The organism is Bifidobacterium santillanense, from assembly GCF_018555385.1.
GTDB lineage: Bacteria > Actinomycetota > Actinomycetes > Actinomycetales > Bifidobacteriaceae > Bifidobacterium > Bifidobacterium santillanense.
Map to the genome: position 1 here is coordinate 20,423 of NZ_JAFEJS010000006.1, position 13,297 is coordinate 33,719.

The 13,297-nt window shown below is 62.5% G+C and carries 15 protein-coding genes and 1 tRNA gene; 5 read left to right on the forward strand and 11 right to left on the reverse strand.

The window, feature by feature from the left end; all coding sequences use genetic code 11:
- Window positions 1–13 precede the first annotated feature (13 nt).
- Both JS528_RS06690 and JS528_RS06695 read right to left on the reverse strand, forming a co-directional pair.
- Window positions 14–1,429 carry an MFS transporter gene (locus JS528_RS06690; RefSeq protein WP_214358319.1) on the reverse strand — a complete coding sequence of 472 codons (1,416 nt, stop codon included), beginning with the start codon at window positions 1,427–1,429 and terminating at the stop codon, window positions 14–16.
- Between the two features lie 824 nt (window positions 1,430–2,253).
- Complete coding sequence (locus JS528_RS06695) at window positions 2,254–2,937, reverse strand: transmembrane-type terpene cyclase (RefSeq protein WP_214358320.1); 684 nt, start codon at window positions 2,935–2,937, stop codon at window positions 2,254–2,256.
- Between the two features lie 164 nt (window positions 2,938–3,101).
- Between JS528_RS06695 and JS528_RS06700 the strand changes: the two genes are divergently transcribed.
- On the forward strand, window positions 3,102–3,410 hold the full coding sequence (locus JS528_RS06700; protein ID WP_214358321.1) for a TetR/AcrR family transcriptional regulator: 309 nt from the start codon (window positions 3,102–3,104) through the stop codon (window positions 3,408–3,410).
- A gap of 118 nt (window positions 3,411–3,528) precedes the next feature.
- Here the strand turns inward: JS528_RS06700 and JS528_RS06705 are convergent, their stop codons facing one another.
- From JS528_RS06705 to rpmB, 8 genes are all read right to left on the reverse strand, one after another.
- Window positions 3,529–3,813, reverse strand: coding sequence for a hypothetical protein (locus JS528_RS06705; protein ID WP_240541382.1), 285 nt, complete (start codon window positions 3,811–3,813; stop codon window positions 3,529–3,531).
- 23 nt (window positions 3,814–3,836) lie between these two features.
- The gene (locus tag JS528_RS06710) at window positions 3,837–5,534 is read right to left on the reverse strand and encodes a metal ABC transporter substrate-binding protein (protein WP_214358322.1); all 1,698 of its coding nucleotides are present in this window, start codon (window positions 5,532–5,534) and stop codon (window positions 3,837–3,839) included.
- 207 nt (window positions 5,535–5,741) lie between these two features.
- A complete protein-coding gene (gene rpmF / locus JS528_RS06715; RefSeq protein WP_101625382.1) occupies window positions 5,742–5,909 on the reverse strand; it encodes a 50S ribosomal protein L32 in 168 nt (55 codons plus the stop codon).
- Window positions 5,909–6,031 carry a 50S ribosomal protein L36 gene (gene rpmJ / locus JS528_RS06720; RefSeq protein ID WP_012578244.1) on the reverse strand — a complete coding sequence of 41 codons (123 nt, stop codon included), beginning with the start codon at window positions 6,029–6,031 and terminating at the stop codon, window positions 5,909–5,911. Before rpmJ ends, rpmF begins: the two co-directional genes overlap by 1 nt.
- Window positions 6,032–6,069: 38 nt before the next feature.
- The gene (locus JS528_RS06725; RefSeq protein ID WP_163230094.1) at window positions 6,070–6,327 is read right to left on the reverse strand and encodes a type B 50S ribosomal protein L31; all 258 of its coding nucleotides are present in this window, start codon (window positions 6,325–6,327) and stop codon (window positions 6,070–6,072) included.
- A 56-nt stretch (window positions 6,328–6,383) separates the two neighbouring features.
- On the reverse strand, window positions 6,384–6,689 hold the full coding sequence (gene rpsN, locus JS528_RS06730) for a 30S ribosomal protein S14 (protein ID WP_101625380.1): 306 nt from the start codon (window positions 6,687–6,689) through the stop codon (window positions 6,384–6,386).
- 13 nt (window positions 6,690–6,702) lie between these two features.
- Window positions 6,703–6,873, reverse strand: a complete 171-nt coding sequence (gene rpmG / locus JS528_RS06735) for a 50S ribosomal protein L33 (protein WP_214358323.1) — start codon at window positions 6,871–6,873, stop codon at window positions 6,703–6,705.
- A 57-nt stretch (window positions 6,874–6,930) separates the two neighbouring features.
- Complete coding sequence (gene rpmB / locus JS528_RS06740; RefSeq protein WP_214358402.1) at window positions 6,931–7,149, reverse strand: 50S ribosomal protein L28; 219 nt, start codon at window positions 7,147–7,149, stop codon at window positions 6,931–6,933.
- A 69-nt stretch (window positions 7,150–7,218) separates the two neighbouring features.
- Between rpmB and JS528_RS06745 the strand changes: the two genes are divergently transcribed.
- On the forward strand, window positions 7,219–7,992 hold the full coding sequence (locus JS528_RS06745; protein ID WP_214358324.1) for a hypothetical protein: 774 nt from the start codon (window positions 7,219–7,221) through the stop codon (window positions 7,990–7,992).
- 815 nt (window positions 7,993–8,807) lie between these two features.
- On the opposite strand, the gene JS528_RS06750 is transcribed toward JS528_RS06745, so the two are convergent.
- A tRNA-Ser gene (locus JS528_RS06750) sits at window positions 8,808–8,895 on the reverse strand.
- A gap of 195 nt (window positions 8,896–9,090) precedes the next feature.
- Between JS528_RS06750 and JS528_RS06755 the strand changes: the two genes are divergently transcribed.
- The 3 genes from JS528_RS06755 to JS528_RS06765 are packed head-to-tail and all read left to right on the forward strand — an operon-like array spanning window position 9,091 to window position 13,295.
- Complete coding sequence (locus JS528_RS06755; RefSeq protein WP_214358325.1) at window positions 9,091–10,152, forward strand: glycosyltransferase family 2 protein; 1,062 nt, start codon at window positions 9,091–9,093, stop codon at window positions 10,150–10,152.
- Window positions 10,153–10,185: 33 nt separating this feature from the next.
- Entirely contained in the window at window positions 10,186–12,351 is a 2,166-nt protein-coding gene (locus JS528_RS06760) for a DUF6541 family protein (RefSeq protein WP_240541383.1), read from the forward strand.
- Between the two features lie 14 nt (window positions 12,352–12,365).
- Window positions 12,366–13,295 (forward strand): AEC family transporter, encoded by a 930-nt coding sequence (locus JS528_RS06765; RefSeq protein ID WP_214358326.1) that lies wholly within the window; start codon window positions 12,366–12,368, stop codon window positions 13,293–13,295.
- Window positions 13,296–13,297: the final 2 nt, after the last annotated feature.

Consider the following 13,297-nt stretch of genomic DNA (forward strand, 5'->3'; position numbering starts at 1 on the left):
ACCGGGCCGGACATCACCGGTTTTCGTCACCGCCCGCCGCATCCGCCCGCCGCGTGACGGCGCCGACGTGAGCCAGCCAACATCCCAGCGGAATGGTGAGCGCGCCGCCGATGATGAAGATGAGCCGCACGTCGATCATGTCGGCCAGCGGGCCGAACACCAGCATGCCCAGCGGCGTGCCGAAGGTCGAGAACGCGTTCAACAGTCCGAACACGCGCCCCTGCATGCCCTCGGACACCTCCTGCTGCAGCATCGTGAACGCCGGCGATGCGGCCAACGGCGTGGCCAGTCCGGTCAGGAAATCAATGATCAGGAACACGAGCAGCGTCGGCGCGAAACCAAGCCCCGCCGTGGTGATGCCGATCAGCACAAACCCGACGGCCACCGCGCGCAGACAGTCGTGGATACGCTTGGCACCGACCGACGACATCAGCAGCCCGCCGAGAATCATGCCGATGCTCCATGCCAGCTCGTTGGCGGCCAGCTTGTCCGACGTGCTGGTGAACACCGCGAACCCGAGGTTCAGATCGTCGTGCTGGTACTCACGGTTGATGAGCAGCAGTGTGAGGTTCATCGGCGCCACGTTGATGAAGCAGACCATCGCATTGCCGAGAATGATGCTGCGGATGCGGCGCGACTGCCACGCGTACGCGAATCCCTCCCTCAGCTCGCGGATGATGCGCGCAACGGCACCGTCGCGGTCTTCCGATGTTTCCGCAGCCGCACTGTCGGTTTCGTTGTCGCCCTGCCGCACGCCGGCCGATTCGGGAACGCGTATGCACAGCGTGAATCCGATGCCGACGACGGCTGTGGTCACGTCGACGAACAGAATCGCCCACAACGGCAGCATGGTGACCAGTACGGCGGCCAGTGCGGGTGCAACGATCTGATTGGCGGACTGCAGGGTGCCGTTGACCGAGTTGACCCGCATCAGTTTGGATTCGGGCGTGATCTGCGGGATGAACGACTGCACGGCGGGCGTCTGCACACCGGCGCCCGCGGACCGCAGCGCGAGCGCCAGCATGATGAGCGAGAGATTCGCCCAGCCGGTCGCGAACGCCACAGCCAGCAGGACGGTAAGGCACGCGATCACGGCGTCGGGAAGCATGATAAGCAGCTTGCGATTCCACCGGTCGGCCCAGATGCCGCCGAACATGGACACCACGGCTTGCGGCAGACAGGTGAGGATCATGGCCGAAGCCATGACCGAACCGGAGTCCGACCGCATGACCAGATGCCAGAAGATCGCGTACTGCACCACCGATGATCCCAGCAGCGAGAGCGTCTGACCGGTCAGCAGCAGCGCGATCCGCTGCTTCCAGGCTGGGTCTTGTGCCGATGCTGCCGGCTCGGGATGGGAAACGGTTGAGTTGGAAGATTTCGATGATGACGTATCAGCTGACGTATTGGTTAAGGTATTGGTTGACATGATGATCCTTGGATGTATCCAGCTCCCGCGATGCAGCGACGGGTAACGTCGCATACGTCACGCGATATGCCGTGACGACGCAGACGATTGATTCACTGCCGTTTACTGACGAACGGGAGTTCCGATGATAACGACGGACAGCGCGCGAATACGGCCCACATAAGATCACTCAAAACCGTTCGGACATAATGCATCATCCGCGTATACCAACGCAGGATCACAACCGATCACGGAGCGGTAAAAAGAAGATACTGCGAGCCGCGCTACGCGCGCTCACCGGTCACGCGCGGACGAAACTGAACCCTCGTCATCGCGCATGACAGAATCATCATGCAACATCTCATGCGAGCCACCGTACCAGTCGCGACAAGCCTATTACCGCACATGCCCGCAGTCCGGACGTCGCCGGCAGCCCACGCGCCGCTTCGTTGCGGTCGAAAACGGCGGCCATAACGAAAACAAAAAAGGGCTTTCAGATTGCTCTGAAAACCCTGATGGCGGAGGATACGAGATTCGCAACTTCAAGCCGCCAGACTGGCTTAATCGCAACGAAGGTTAGTGCGCCGCCTAATTGCCTTACCGCTTAACTTACCGCTCTTTCGGCGTGTCGCGGAAGGTTGCGGGCCGGACGCCGGCGGGCAACCGCTTCGGTACCGTTTCAGCCATCATACCCAATGAAATCGTCGGATTGTGCGGGGGCTGGCTGCGCGCTTTGCCTGCGGGCCGGATGGTAATGAAGGCATCTATCCCCGTCGGATGGGGGACGCGGGTGCGATGTGGTCGGCCCGGAGCGTTCCTTGCTGCGATCGCGTGATGAACGGGTCCTATTCGGATGCCCGTTGGCGTACGGGATGTTGGTCATCGTGTTCCTTCTGGATGAGGTCATCGGTCGTCTTGTGTCGTAGCGCATACAGCTGTCCGATGTAGAGCAGGTCGAAGATCAGGCAGATCGCTCCCATGAGCAGGATATAGACGTTGAGGCTCTCAATCAGTCCGCCCAGTATCGTGGGGGCGAGCGTGCCCAGGCATTTGGCGACGGCCATCGTCATGGTCTGTCCACGTCCGTCGCCGCGATTCCATAGATGGGTGAGGAACAGCACGGACATCACGGCGTTCTGCGCGAACGCCGAGTACTGCGACGCCTCCACGGCGTTGTCGAAGCGCAGATAGAACGCGAGCTGCGCCATCGCGCAGGTGATGAGCGTGAGCATGGTGAACGCGATGAAATGGCGTCGCGCCGGCGCCGGCAGCAGCGCGCGCCCGTACCGCATCCAGGTGACGATGATGGCGATGTCAAGGCACGCCCAGATCATGTTGATCCATGTCTGTATGCCCGATGGCTCGGCGGTGAACCCGTAGAAGGCGTACAGCACCTCCCAGCAGATGTTGAGTCCCAGCGCGAACAGGGGCATGCCGCAGGTGCGGTCCCTGAAACCGTTGCGGATCAGGCTGACGTAGGTCACCGACCAGCAGATGCCCGACACGGCCATCAGCACTGGCCTGATCATCGCGATGTCCATGATGCGTTTTCTCCGTTCGTTGCGTTCCCGTATGGGCCTTCGGCATATACGCTAGCGGCGGGCGAATGATGCGGGACGTACGTTTCGGTGCGATCCGGCAGATAACTGACATGTGGGGATGGGATGTCCGTCAACACGGGGAATCTTTACATATGGCAGAGTATCGGCGGAACATTCGTGACAATCGGGATTTGCGGGTCGTGCGCACCTACGAGTCGCTGTTCGGGGCTTTCGAGCGGCTGATGGCCGTCAAGCGTCTGGAGGACATCACCGTCAGCGAGTTGTGCGATGAGGCGATGGTGCGCCGCGCCACGTTCTACTCCCACTTCTCGGATAAGAGCGATTTCGTCGCGGCGATGATGCGCCGGATGCAGCATCTGTCGATGGAGTCCTTCCGTGGGGAGTGGAAGAGACTGCGTGCAGGCGGTGTGACGCCGGACCGTGCGATGCTGCGCGTCTGATGGCCTAACAGGTTGAATAGCGCGAGAGCCGGCCCCCAAGATACTCGGGGCGTCCGGCTCTCACTTCCATTTCTCCAGCGGGGTTGGCTTACTTTGAAGTAAGCACGGCCTGACAGTGTCAGTCACCGTCGATGAATCGGATGTCGTTTCTGTCCTGCGAGGCTTCACGACGTTCGAGCACGAGTGTGTCCACGCTGTATTCTGTTTCCAACAGGGGGAGAAGATGTTCCAAACATTTGCGTCGGGCTCGTTCGGCGGTATTCCAACGGTCCATGGGCACGGCGGCCACGATGACGTGATCAAGATGCATGGCGTCGATTGCGTCGATGACTTTACCGCGCAATGAAGGTCGCATATCTCGCCAATGCCGTTTCTTCGCGCCTTTGGGCTTGAGCGAGGCCAACCTTTGCCGGGTCAGGGAAGGAATCAGTGAGCCAGCATCTCGGTGGCTACTTCCTCCTTGCTCATGGACGCCGGGTAATACGTGGGCCAGTTGTCCATTTCCTTCAAGGTCTCTTCTTGGGAATCATTGCCCATGAAGATGTGGAAGTGCGCGGCCTTGGTTGGCGCGATGCCGTGATCCGAGAACTGCACGATCTTCGGTGCACCTTCGGGCGCGTCGCCGGTGGCGGTGAACAGATAGCGCACGCCGCGATTGCCCTTGGCGTAGTCGAGGATTTTGAAGCCGCTGTACTCATAGGTGGCGGTGGCCGTCTTGCCGCCTCGGGTGAAGCTCATCTGATCGCCCTTGATGGCAATCCTCTCCACATCGGTCTTATAGCCGGCGTCGTAGTACTTCGTGTATTCGGCTGCGGTCATGTCGCCCTTCTTGGCCTTGGCCTCCATCACCTTGTCGAGTGTGCCGTCTTGGAGCAGCGGGTAGACGGACTGCCACTCGCCCTCGTAGTCGGACAGGCTGCGGTCCTTGACGTCCTGGGTCAGGAAGTAACCGTTGGTGGTGTCGGTGGCCAGAGCCTGGTTGGCGATCAGCGTGAGCCAGCCAAGCAGCGTCTTCTGGTTCTCCGGCAGCTGTTCGGTTACGGAGATGATCGTCTTGTTGCTGGATTGCGCGGCATCGTTGAGTTTCTTGGCGAAGCCGTTCATTTCCTGCGGATTGACGACGAGCAGGTCCACGTTATTGCCGGAGACGATGCCCATGGCGTTCTTGAGGTCCGCCGCGGAGGGCTCGGCTTCGCTGTTCATCGCGTTCGTGTAAGTTGCGGGAGTCTTGTCGATTGCACCGATGTATTCCAGCAGATAGCTGATGATGGATTCGGTGGCCACATAGCGGCGCTGCACGTCGGTGGAGCGGGCCTTGTTCACCAGGGTCACGAAGTCGGCGTACTCGCCATTCCACTCGTTGAAGTGACGCTGAGCGGTGGCGGCGGTGGCGGAACTCGCGCCGGCCTTGTCCGTATAGGCGGCGTTGATGGCCTCGGCGGCTTTCAGCACGGCTTCGGGGCTGAACCACAGGTGCGGGTTCGTGGAACCGTGGTGATGATGATGTCCTTCCTCGCCGTCGGCGTGGTCGTGGTCATGCTCGTGCTCCTCGGTGGCGGTGATGCCCATGAGATCGCCCACGTTCACAACGGCCTGACGCTTGGTATCAAGCTGTGCTTTCTCAGCCCAGCCGTCATAGCCTGCGCCGTTGAGCACCACGATGTCCGCCTTGGCGAGTTTGGCCAGGTCGGATGCGGTGGCCTCGTAATCGTGTGGGTCGGCGGAGGTCGAGTTGATGAGCGAAGTCACTGTGGCGCAGGAGCCGCCGAGCTGTTGGGCCAAGGATCCCCATTGGTTGACTGAGGCGACCACGGTGAAGGTGGTGTCGCAGGAGTCATTGGTGGCGTCTGCGGCTGGGCTTGTGGTGTTGCCTACGGTTGATGAAGTCGAGCCGTTTGGCTTGAGGAAGGTGAATGCGCCGAGAATCAAGACGCCTAGTACGGCGCCGATAACGAAAGCGACGACAATGCCGATGATGGTGTTGCGTTTGGAGACGGTGGTTGTGACAGCGGATGCATTGCTGCTGCGCGCGGTGCTATCGGATGCACTGCCGCCAATCGGGCTGTCGGTCTGATGGTTCTTGGAGTGGTTGGTTGAGGGCTGGCTGGTATTGGGATCAGTCATGCTCTGACTTTCTACCTAATGTTTTTCTCTCGAAAATGCGTGTGGATATATGCGGGTGGTCGGTCGATATGGTAGCGGCGGTTCGCGCCCGTGAACGGCGGCATGTGGAGGAAATAGGAGAAGAACACGTGCCGTGACTATTCGGGGCGGAACCGCCGCTGTCATGTTGTTGCGAGACTTGGTGAATGTGGAATCCATCGATGGTGGTTATGGTTTCATATACCCCTTTCGTACGGCGGCGGCCAGATTCTGCGGAACCTGAGCCACTTCGCCTTCGGGCGTTCTGACCGTGGCCAACTGGGGTACTTTGGCCTTCCAATTGGCTCGGCGAGAGTGCGTGTTGGCTCGGGACGTCTTGTATTTGGGCAGTGCCATCAGCCTTGCCTTGCCTTCCAGTGGGGATTCTTCTTGTTGATCACGTACAGGTGGCCGCGCCGACGGACAACATAGGAACCGTCTTTGCGAGCCAGTGAGCGGACTGATGCTTTGACTTTCATATCCGTTCCTTTCTTGTTGCGGATGGGGTGAGTTCGGACTACTTCCTGCCGTATCGGGCGTTGAACTTCTGCACCTGGCCGGCGGTGTCGAGCACCACGTTCTTGCCGGTATAGAACGGGTGGCTGTAACTGGACACCTCCACGTTGACGAGCGGGTAGGTGTTGCCGTCCTCCCAGTCGATGGTCGGCAGACTGTTGGCCTTGGAAACCAGTGTGGATTTGGTCAGGAAGTACTTGTCGGCGGAGCGGTCATAGAAGACCACGGGGCCGTATTCGGGGTGGATGCCTTCTTGCATGGTTATGGACCTTTGGTTGTGATTGATGGTTATTGGATTGTGGCCGCGCCGGTGAATCACCAGCTGGACTTCACCACGCCGGGCAGCTCGCCCTTGTGCGCCTTCTCACGCAGGTTGATGCGCGAGAGTCCAAACTTGCGGTTGTAGGCACGCGGGCGGCCGTCGATGGAATCGCGGTTGCGCAGGCGGGTGGGACTGGCGTCGCGGGGGAGTGCCTGCAGTTTGCGCATCGCCTCGGCGCGTTCTTCGGCACTCAGATGCGGGTTGACGCTGTCGCGCTTGTACTCGGCGCGGCGTTCAGCGTATTTGGCGACCATGCGTTCGCGCTGCAATTGCCGGTTGATCTTACTGGTTTTGGCCATGTCTGGCTCCTTCTCAGCGGGTTTCCCGGAACGGCACCCGTTTGCGGACCACCGGGTCGAACTTGATGAGTTCGAGGCGATCCGGTGTGTTGCGGCGATTCTTGGTGGTGGTGTAGGTGAAGCCGGTGCCTGCGGTGGATCGCAAAGTGATGACCGGACGTGCTGCGGCGGATTTGCTTGCCATGATTGGTGCTTTCTATCGGGTGTCAGGGTATGGAGTGCGGATCGCGTCTTGCGCGTGTCAGTTGAGTTCCTGATTGCGCTGAATGCGCGCGAGGGCCGCCTTGATGCCGATGCGGTCGATGGTCTTTATGCCCCGGGCGCTCACGGTAAGGGTGACGTGGCGCTGCAGGGACGGCACCCAGTACCGCTTGGATTGCAGGTTCGGGGCGAACGTTCGGCGTGTTTTCCTGTGCGAGTGGGAGACGCTGTTGCCGACCCCGGCGCGCGTTCCCAGAATTTGACATGTTTTTGGACATGTCTGCGACTATATCATAATGATAATCATTATCAAATCAGAAAGGCTGTCATGATTCATCCGACATTGCAATCACAGGGAAACGCGGAGGGGAGCACTCCCGTGGTGCTGCTTACTGGCGCCGATCGGCTCAGCGCCGACTCGGTGGCGTTCTCGCTTGCCGACTCATGCCCGTCTGTGTGTTCGATTTCCTATGACGTGCGTCCGAATGGTGCCGTGGAGTCGGGGCTCGACATCATCCGCAACATCGTGCGTCCGCAGGCGAGCGGGGTGGTGTTCGGCGAGTCCGACTCATTCGGGCTCGAGGAGTGTTGCCTGAGCTGCACCGTCAAGCATGATCTCGAGCGGGTGCTGGAGTCGCTGTGCGGGCAGGCGGGCGTATTCCTGGTCTCGTTGCCGGTGGGTCTTGAAGCGACGCCGATCGCGCAGTACCTGTCCGATTCCTTCCGCATCAATGAGTGGGGCGAGTCGATGTTCGTGGGTGCCATCGCCAATGCCGTGGGTCTTGACGAATTCGAGGAGCGCTTCTTTGACGACGACCGGCTGTGCCTCTACGGCATGGGCGAGGCGGATGGCGTCTATGACGAGCGATCCACCGGCGCGGTGGTTTCCCGTTTGATTCGTGAGGCCTCGTGCGTGCTCGAATTGCCGGTGGTCGGTGCCGGTTGCCTGGCTCGCCATCTGGACGCGGACGGCGAATGCAAATGCCGCGACATCATCCGGGCGATCGCCTCGGCCGATGCGCTGATCTGCGAGGATGCCCACACCGTGGGGCTTGCCGATGTGGTGAGGGAGCCGTCCGGCGTTGTTTCGCCGCTGCTGTGAAGTGACGTGTCAGGAAACGACACTGTGCGGCAGCGCGCGATGGTGCGCAATCGATAGGCTGTTCGGATGGTGCGGCGCGGCATTGTGCCGAGGGGAGTGGACTCGCGCTATCGGGGAAGGCTCCTGGTATTCAAGGGTGCTTCGGTTCATGCCGAGGCGCCCTCTGCATTACTCTGGAAGGGAGTCGGAGAACAGTAAAGAATCGCACATAATCATAAAATCCCAAGGTTGTGCGGGAGGTGGGGCTCGATGTATTCCGGTTGACGGCGAGCAACTGCTGGACGCCGGTTGCAAGTGGTTGAATGTGGTCGTCGGCGTTGGGGTTGAGCATTGGCCTGCGGACTCCAACCTGTCGCGGATGGATGTACGGATGTAGAGGGGCCCTGCTTGGCAGGGAGGTAATCGGCTACGGGAAACCGCTTTTCCGTCAATCGAATGCGACGATGTGTCGCATTCCTGTGGATAACTGTGCCGTTATGGCTGTCCCGAGGCGTTCAGGCTATGGGCAAGTCACCAGAAATCGACAATTCGGAGTGGTTTCCTGCGGTGAGGCTATTTGTGATTGCTCCGTAGGTTCTTCGGGAGATGCGCCCGGTTTGATTGTCGTTTGCGGTTGAGGGTCCTGGGGCGCTGCGGTGCCCCTGCGGAATAACCCAGCAAGGGGATGGCCGGCTCGGTGAGTGAGCCGTGCAGAGGGAGCATGACATGGTGACGGACTACGGCGCTCCCAGAACGAGCACCCTATAACGACACCAGCGCCCGTGGGAGAGACATGAAAAAAGCCGGAATCCTTTGAAAATCAAGGGTTCCGGCGATGGCGGAGGATACGAGATTCGAACTCGTGAGGCTGTTACACCAACACGCTTTCCAAGCGTGCGCCATAGACCACTAGGCGAATCCTCCATGTGCGTATCTCCGCCCCTGAACAAGCAGGCGTTGAACACAACTCGTCATACATTACCAGAGATCTGGAAAAGCGCCACCGTACGGCGTGTCGCGTTGTGTTGCAACGGTTTCCCAAACCGCCACAGTGGGGTACCGTGCGTCAGCGGTCCCTCCGGCTACCGCGTGGCGGCACATGGTGAGAGAATAAGGCACATGACTGATGTGAAGGTTTCCGCAGACAAGCCCGCCAAGGCCGCGACCCCCAAGAAGACCATCGACAAGCTCGCCATGGTCATCACCACCTACAAGCGCCAGAACCTGCTCGCCACCCTGTTCGAGTCGATCCTCGCGCTCGAGCAGGCCCCGTGGCGCATCGTCGTCGTCGACAACGAGCAGTCCGACGAGACCAAGACCATGGTCGAGGACCTCGAGGCCAAGGCCAACGCGCAGTGGGGCAGGACGGTCGCCGACCGCTCCGGCAACCAGTCCCGCGTCGTCTACGCGCCGCAGACCGCCAACCTCGGCGGCGCCGGCGGCTTCTCCGCGGGCGTCAGGAAGGCCTACCAGCTCGGCGCTGAATGGTTCTGGGTGATGGATGACGACGTCGCCGTCCTGCCCGACGGCATCGCCAAGCTCGCCCCGTGGACCAAACGCCACGAGGTCATCCAGGGCAGCCGCTTCGACTACGACGGCGGCCCGTTCTACTGGCAGTACGACTTCCGCATCGGCCTGGGAATCCCGAACCCGATCGCCCCGGCCGCGTTCGGCCGCGCCGGCTACCGCACGATGAACACGCTGTGCTTCGAGGGCGGTCTGTTCAACCGCCGCGTCGTCAGGGAGATCGGCCTGCCTGACCCGCGCTTCTTCATCTACTGGGACGACACGATCTACGGCTACCGCGCGAGCAAGGTCACCGCGCCGATCGTCGTGCCCGACGTGGTCCTGCGCCGCACACGCGAGATCGGCAACTGGGACATCGCCGGCGTGCGCCAGCTCAACTCCACGTCCGACATGAACCGCTACCACATCATGCGCAACCGCGGCTACATGGCCCGCTACTTCATGGTCTACGGCGACTACCGTCCGTTCCTCTTCGCGCTCGGCACCGCCGCGACCGCCGCCAAGGAGCTCATCCGCCTCGTGATGGTCGACCGCGAGCACCTGAGGACCGGCATCGTCCAGATCGCGAAGGGCTGGTGGGACTCCCGTAAGCTCCTGCACGACAACGCGTGGCGCCCGATGCCTGCGCCGCTGCCCGACGTGCTCGACGACTGACCCCAAGGGTCCGTAAAGGAGCCGCCCGCCGTCATGTCACATATCCCGATGAAGGCCGATCCGCAGGACCCGCTCGGTCCGCGCGAACCCGAGTCGCGCGTCGCCGGATCGGCCGCCGCTTCAGCGCGCCTCGCCCTGCCCGTGTGCATGACGATCGGCGTCGCGCTCGCGTTCGCCGTGGTCGTCGCGTGGTTCCCGAAGGGGTACGCGGCCTGGCGTTATCCGCTGCATCAGATCGACGCGCCCGCGCACTACTACTTCATCCGGCGCATCCTCGACGAGGGCGTTGGCGCGGCCACGCACCTGTGGCCGAACGACGCGTACTACCCGCCGCTGTTCCACCTGCTCGCCGCCGGACTGGTCGCCGTCTCGCGCCTGTTCGGCTGCGGCGTGACCATCTACACGGCGTTCAACGTCGTATGGATCGCGGGCGCGGGCCTCGTCTGGCCGGCCGCGATGCAGCTGCTCGCGTCCTACTGGACCTGCCGCGGCCTGCGCGACGCCCGCGCCGGACGGGCCGGACGCGGCGAGCCGCATGACGCATCCGTCGTCCCGGCTCCGGCCGGCGCCATGGTTCCGTGCGCGCTCACCTTCCCCTGCACGATGGCGCTCGTCGTGCCTCTCCTGTCGGTCGCGTCGGCCAGCCATCCGTTCCAGATGCTCGCCTCCGGTCCGCTCGTCGCGTACGGACTTGCGTTCTCGCTGCTGCCGTTCTGGCTGTACGCGACGCTGCGACTGTTCGACGCGATCGCCGCACGCGCGCCCCGCGCCGAACTCGTCCGCTGGATCGCGTGGACCGTGGCGACCGGCGCCCTGACCCTCTTCGCCCACCCGCGCATGGCGTTCACCTGGCTGCTGTTCATCGGCCCGTTCCTGCTGCTGCGCCTGCCGTGGAGACTCATCCTCGCCGCGGCCGCCGCATGCGTGCTCGGCGCCGGCGCGTTCTTCGCGTACATGGTCACGCACTACAAGTCCGGCCGGTACTTCAATCCGGGCGACTGGTTCCACACGTTCGTGCCCAACCGCACCGTTCCCGACGCGCTGCGCGTGTTCGTCACCGACAACATCGATGGCCCCGCGGGCATCGCTATGGCGGTGATGATCATCGCGTCGCTCGCCGTCGCGATCGCGACGGTCGTCGGATCGTCCATAGTCGGACGACGCGTGCCGGCGGAAATGAACGGGGGAGCGGTCGCCGACTATTCGGCAACGTCGGACCGCGCCCTGCACAGGGACGCGGTCTCGGTCTTGCTCGTCGTCGCCCTATTCGCGCTGCTGTACGTGTGTTCGACCGCGCTGACCGGCTGGTTCCCGAACATCGTGGCCGCCGCGTGGTACCGCGCCGAGACCCGGCCGCTCACGATGATCCCGCTTGCCGTCGTCACGCTGCTCGTCTTCGCGGCGAGCGCGCTGCATGCGACGGCGGGGCGTCGGATGGGAAAGGGCATATCGGATGCGACCGCCGGTGCTGCTGAATCAGACGATACCTCCGTATCCGCCGATCCGGCCGATTCCGCCGCATCGTCCGCATCGTTCCGCGTCGCGCCCACCCGGCGCATGTCGTGCTCCCGGACCCTCTCCGCGGTTCTGGTTGCGGCCATCGCCGCGCTCGCCGTCGGCGCGCAGTTCGGCGGCGTCTATTACGAACCGGACGGGCCGCTCATCGGTTGGGGCAACTCGACCCGTGCAAGGCTCGCCAGCGACGTGTACGCGAACATGATGCTCACCGACAACCAGCCCGACGAACAGCTCACCGACACGAAGTACACCATCCTCGCCGACGTGGCGCGCACGATCGAGCCCGGTGCGGCGGTCATCTCCGACCCGCTCAACGGCTCGATGTACGGCACGGCCGCGTTCGGCATGAACATGCTCTACCCGATCTACAACCCGATGGCCGAGAAGAACGGCGCGATCTTCGGCGCCGTCGAGCGCGCGTTCGACTCGGGCGACAGGACCTCCCTGCTGGACACGGTCTGCCCGATCGAGCCGGACAGGCCCGAGTACTTCCTCGTCATGGGCGGCCAGGCGCCGAGCCTGAAGATGTTCACGTTCCGCCAGCAGTACGATCCGTTCCACCGCGAGGACCTCATCGCGCAGTACGTCGCCGACGGCACGCTCGTCAAGGTGCGCGACTATGCGGACCGCGCCGACTACGCCAAGGGGTGGGCGCTCTACCGCTTCGGATGCGCCCGCTGAGGTAGAACGGGAACATGCTGTTCCAAGCCTGCTCCCTGCTGTTGGTCATCGTCGGCGCGTACGCGCTCAAGCATCTGCACGTCTTCGGCGAACGGGACTACAAGGTCGCGCAGGGTCTGGTGTTCAACCTGACCCTGCCGTGCGCGATCATCCTGTCGTTCGCCACGAACAAGCACGACATGCGCATGCTGTGGATCGTGCTGTTCGGCTTCTTCGCCTGCCTGATCCCGCTGTTCGTCGTCTACTTCGGCTCGCGCGGCGACGAGCGCAACTACCGCGCGTTCCAGATGCTCAACGCGTCCGGCCTGAACCTGGGCGCGTTCTGCCTGCCGGTCGTGCAGACGTTCATGGGCGCCTCGGCCGGTCTGCCGGTCATCATGCTCGACATCGGCAACGCGACCGTCGCGACCGCCGGGTCCCTGACGATCACGCGCACCCTGCTGCACATGGACGACAACTTCAAGGCCCTGCCGCTGGCGCTGCGCCTGCGCAACATCGCGCGCGACTTCCTGGGTTCGATCTCGTTCGACATCTACATGCTGATGCTCGTGTTCATGTTCCTGCACATCACCATCCCGCAGCCGATCGTCACCCTGATCACGCCGTTCGCCAACGCGAACGCGTTCTGCGCGATGGCGATGATCGGCCTCATGATGGAGGTGCCCGACAACCGCAAGGACAAGGTCGAACTGGCCAAGGTGATCGCCTGGCGCGCGGTGTTCGGCGTCCTGATCGCGCTGGCCGCGTGGTTCCTGCTGCCGTTCGACGTGCGCATCCGCGAGATCATCGTGCTCGGCTCGTTCGCCCCGATCACGATCTTCTCGACCAAGTTCACCGATTCCCTGACCGGCAACGCGAAGCTCGCCGGCTTCTCCCTGACCGTCACCGCCGTCATCAGCCTCGTCGTGATGACCGCCCTCCACGCGGCCCTGCCCGTGGCGTGAGG

Bases quoted from the DNA above. Each gene is read 5' to 3' on its own strand.
- JS528_RS06690 (WP_214358319.1), bottom strand. From the start codon at position 1,429: ATGTCAACCAATACCTTAACCAATACGTCAGCTGATACGTCATCATCG.
- JS528_RS06695 (WP_214358320.1), bottom strand. From the start codon at position 2,937: ATGATCAGGCCAGTGCTGATGGCCGTGTCGGGCATCTGCTGGTCGGTG.
- JS528_RS06700 (WP_214358321.1), top strand. From the start codon at position 3,102: ATGGCAGAGTATCGGCGGAACATTCGTGACAATCGGGATTTGCGGGTC.
- JS528_RS06710 (WP_214358322.1), bottom strand. From the start codon at position 5,534: ATGACTGATCCCAATACCAGCCAGCCCTCAACCAACCACTCCAAGAAC.
- rpmF (WP_101625382.1), bottom strand. From the start codon at position 5,909: ATGGCACTGCCCAAATACAAGACGTCCCGAGCCAACACGCACTCTCGC.
- rpmJ (WP_012578244.1), bottom strand. From the start codon at position 6,031: ATGAAAGTCAAAGCATCAGTCCGCTCACTGGCTCGCAAAGACGGTTCC.
- JS528_RS06725 (WP_163230094.1), bottom strand. From the start codon at position 6,327: ATGCAAGAAGGCATCCACCCCGAATACGGCCCCGTGGTCTTCTATGAC.
- rpsN (WP_101625380.1), bottom strand. From the start codon at position 6,689: ATGGCCAAAACCAGTAAGATCAACCGGCAATTGCAGCGCGAACGCATG.
- rpmG (WP_214358323.1), bottom strand. From the start codon at position 6,873: ATGGCAAGCAAATCCGCCGCAGCACGTCCGGTCATCACTTTGCGATCC.
- JS528_RS06745 (WP_214358324.1), top strand. From the start codon at position 7,219: ATGATTCATCCGACATTGCAATCACAGGGAAACGCGGAGGGGAGCACT.
- JS528_RS06755 (WP_214358325.1), top strand. From the start codon at position 9,091: ATGACTGATGTGAAGGTTTCCGCAGACAAGCCCGCCAAGGCCGCGACC.
- JS528_RS06760 (WP_240541383.1), top strand. From the start codon at position 10,186: ATGTCACATATCCCGATGAAGGCCGATCCGCAGGACCCGCTCGGTCCG.
- JS528_RS06765 (WP_214358326.1), top strand. From the start codon at position 12,366: ATGCTGTTCCAAGCCTGCTCCCTGCTGTTGGTCATCGTCGGCGCGTAC.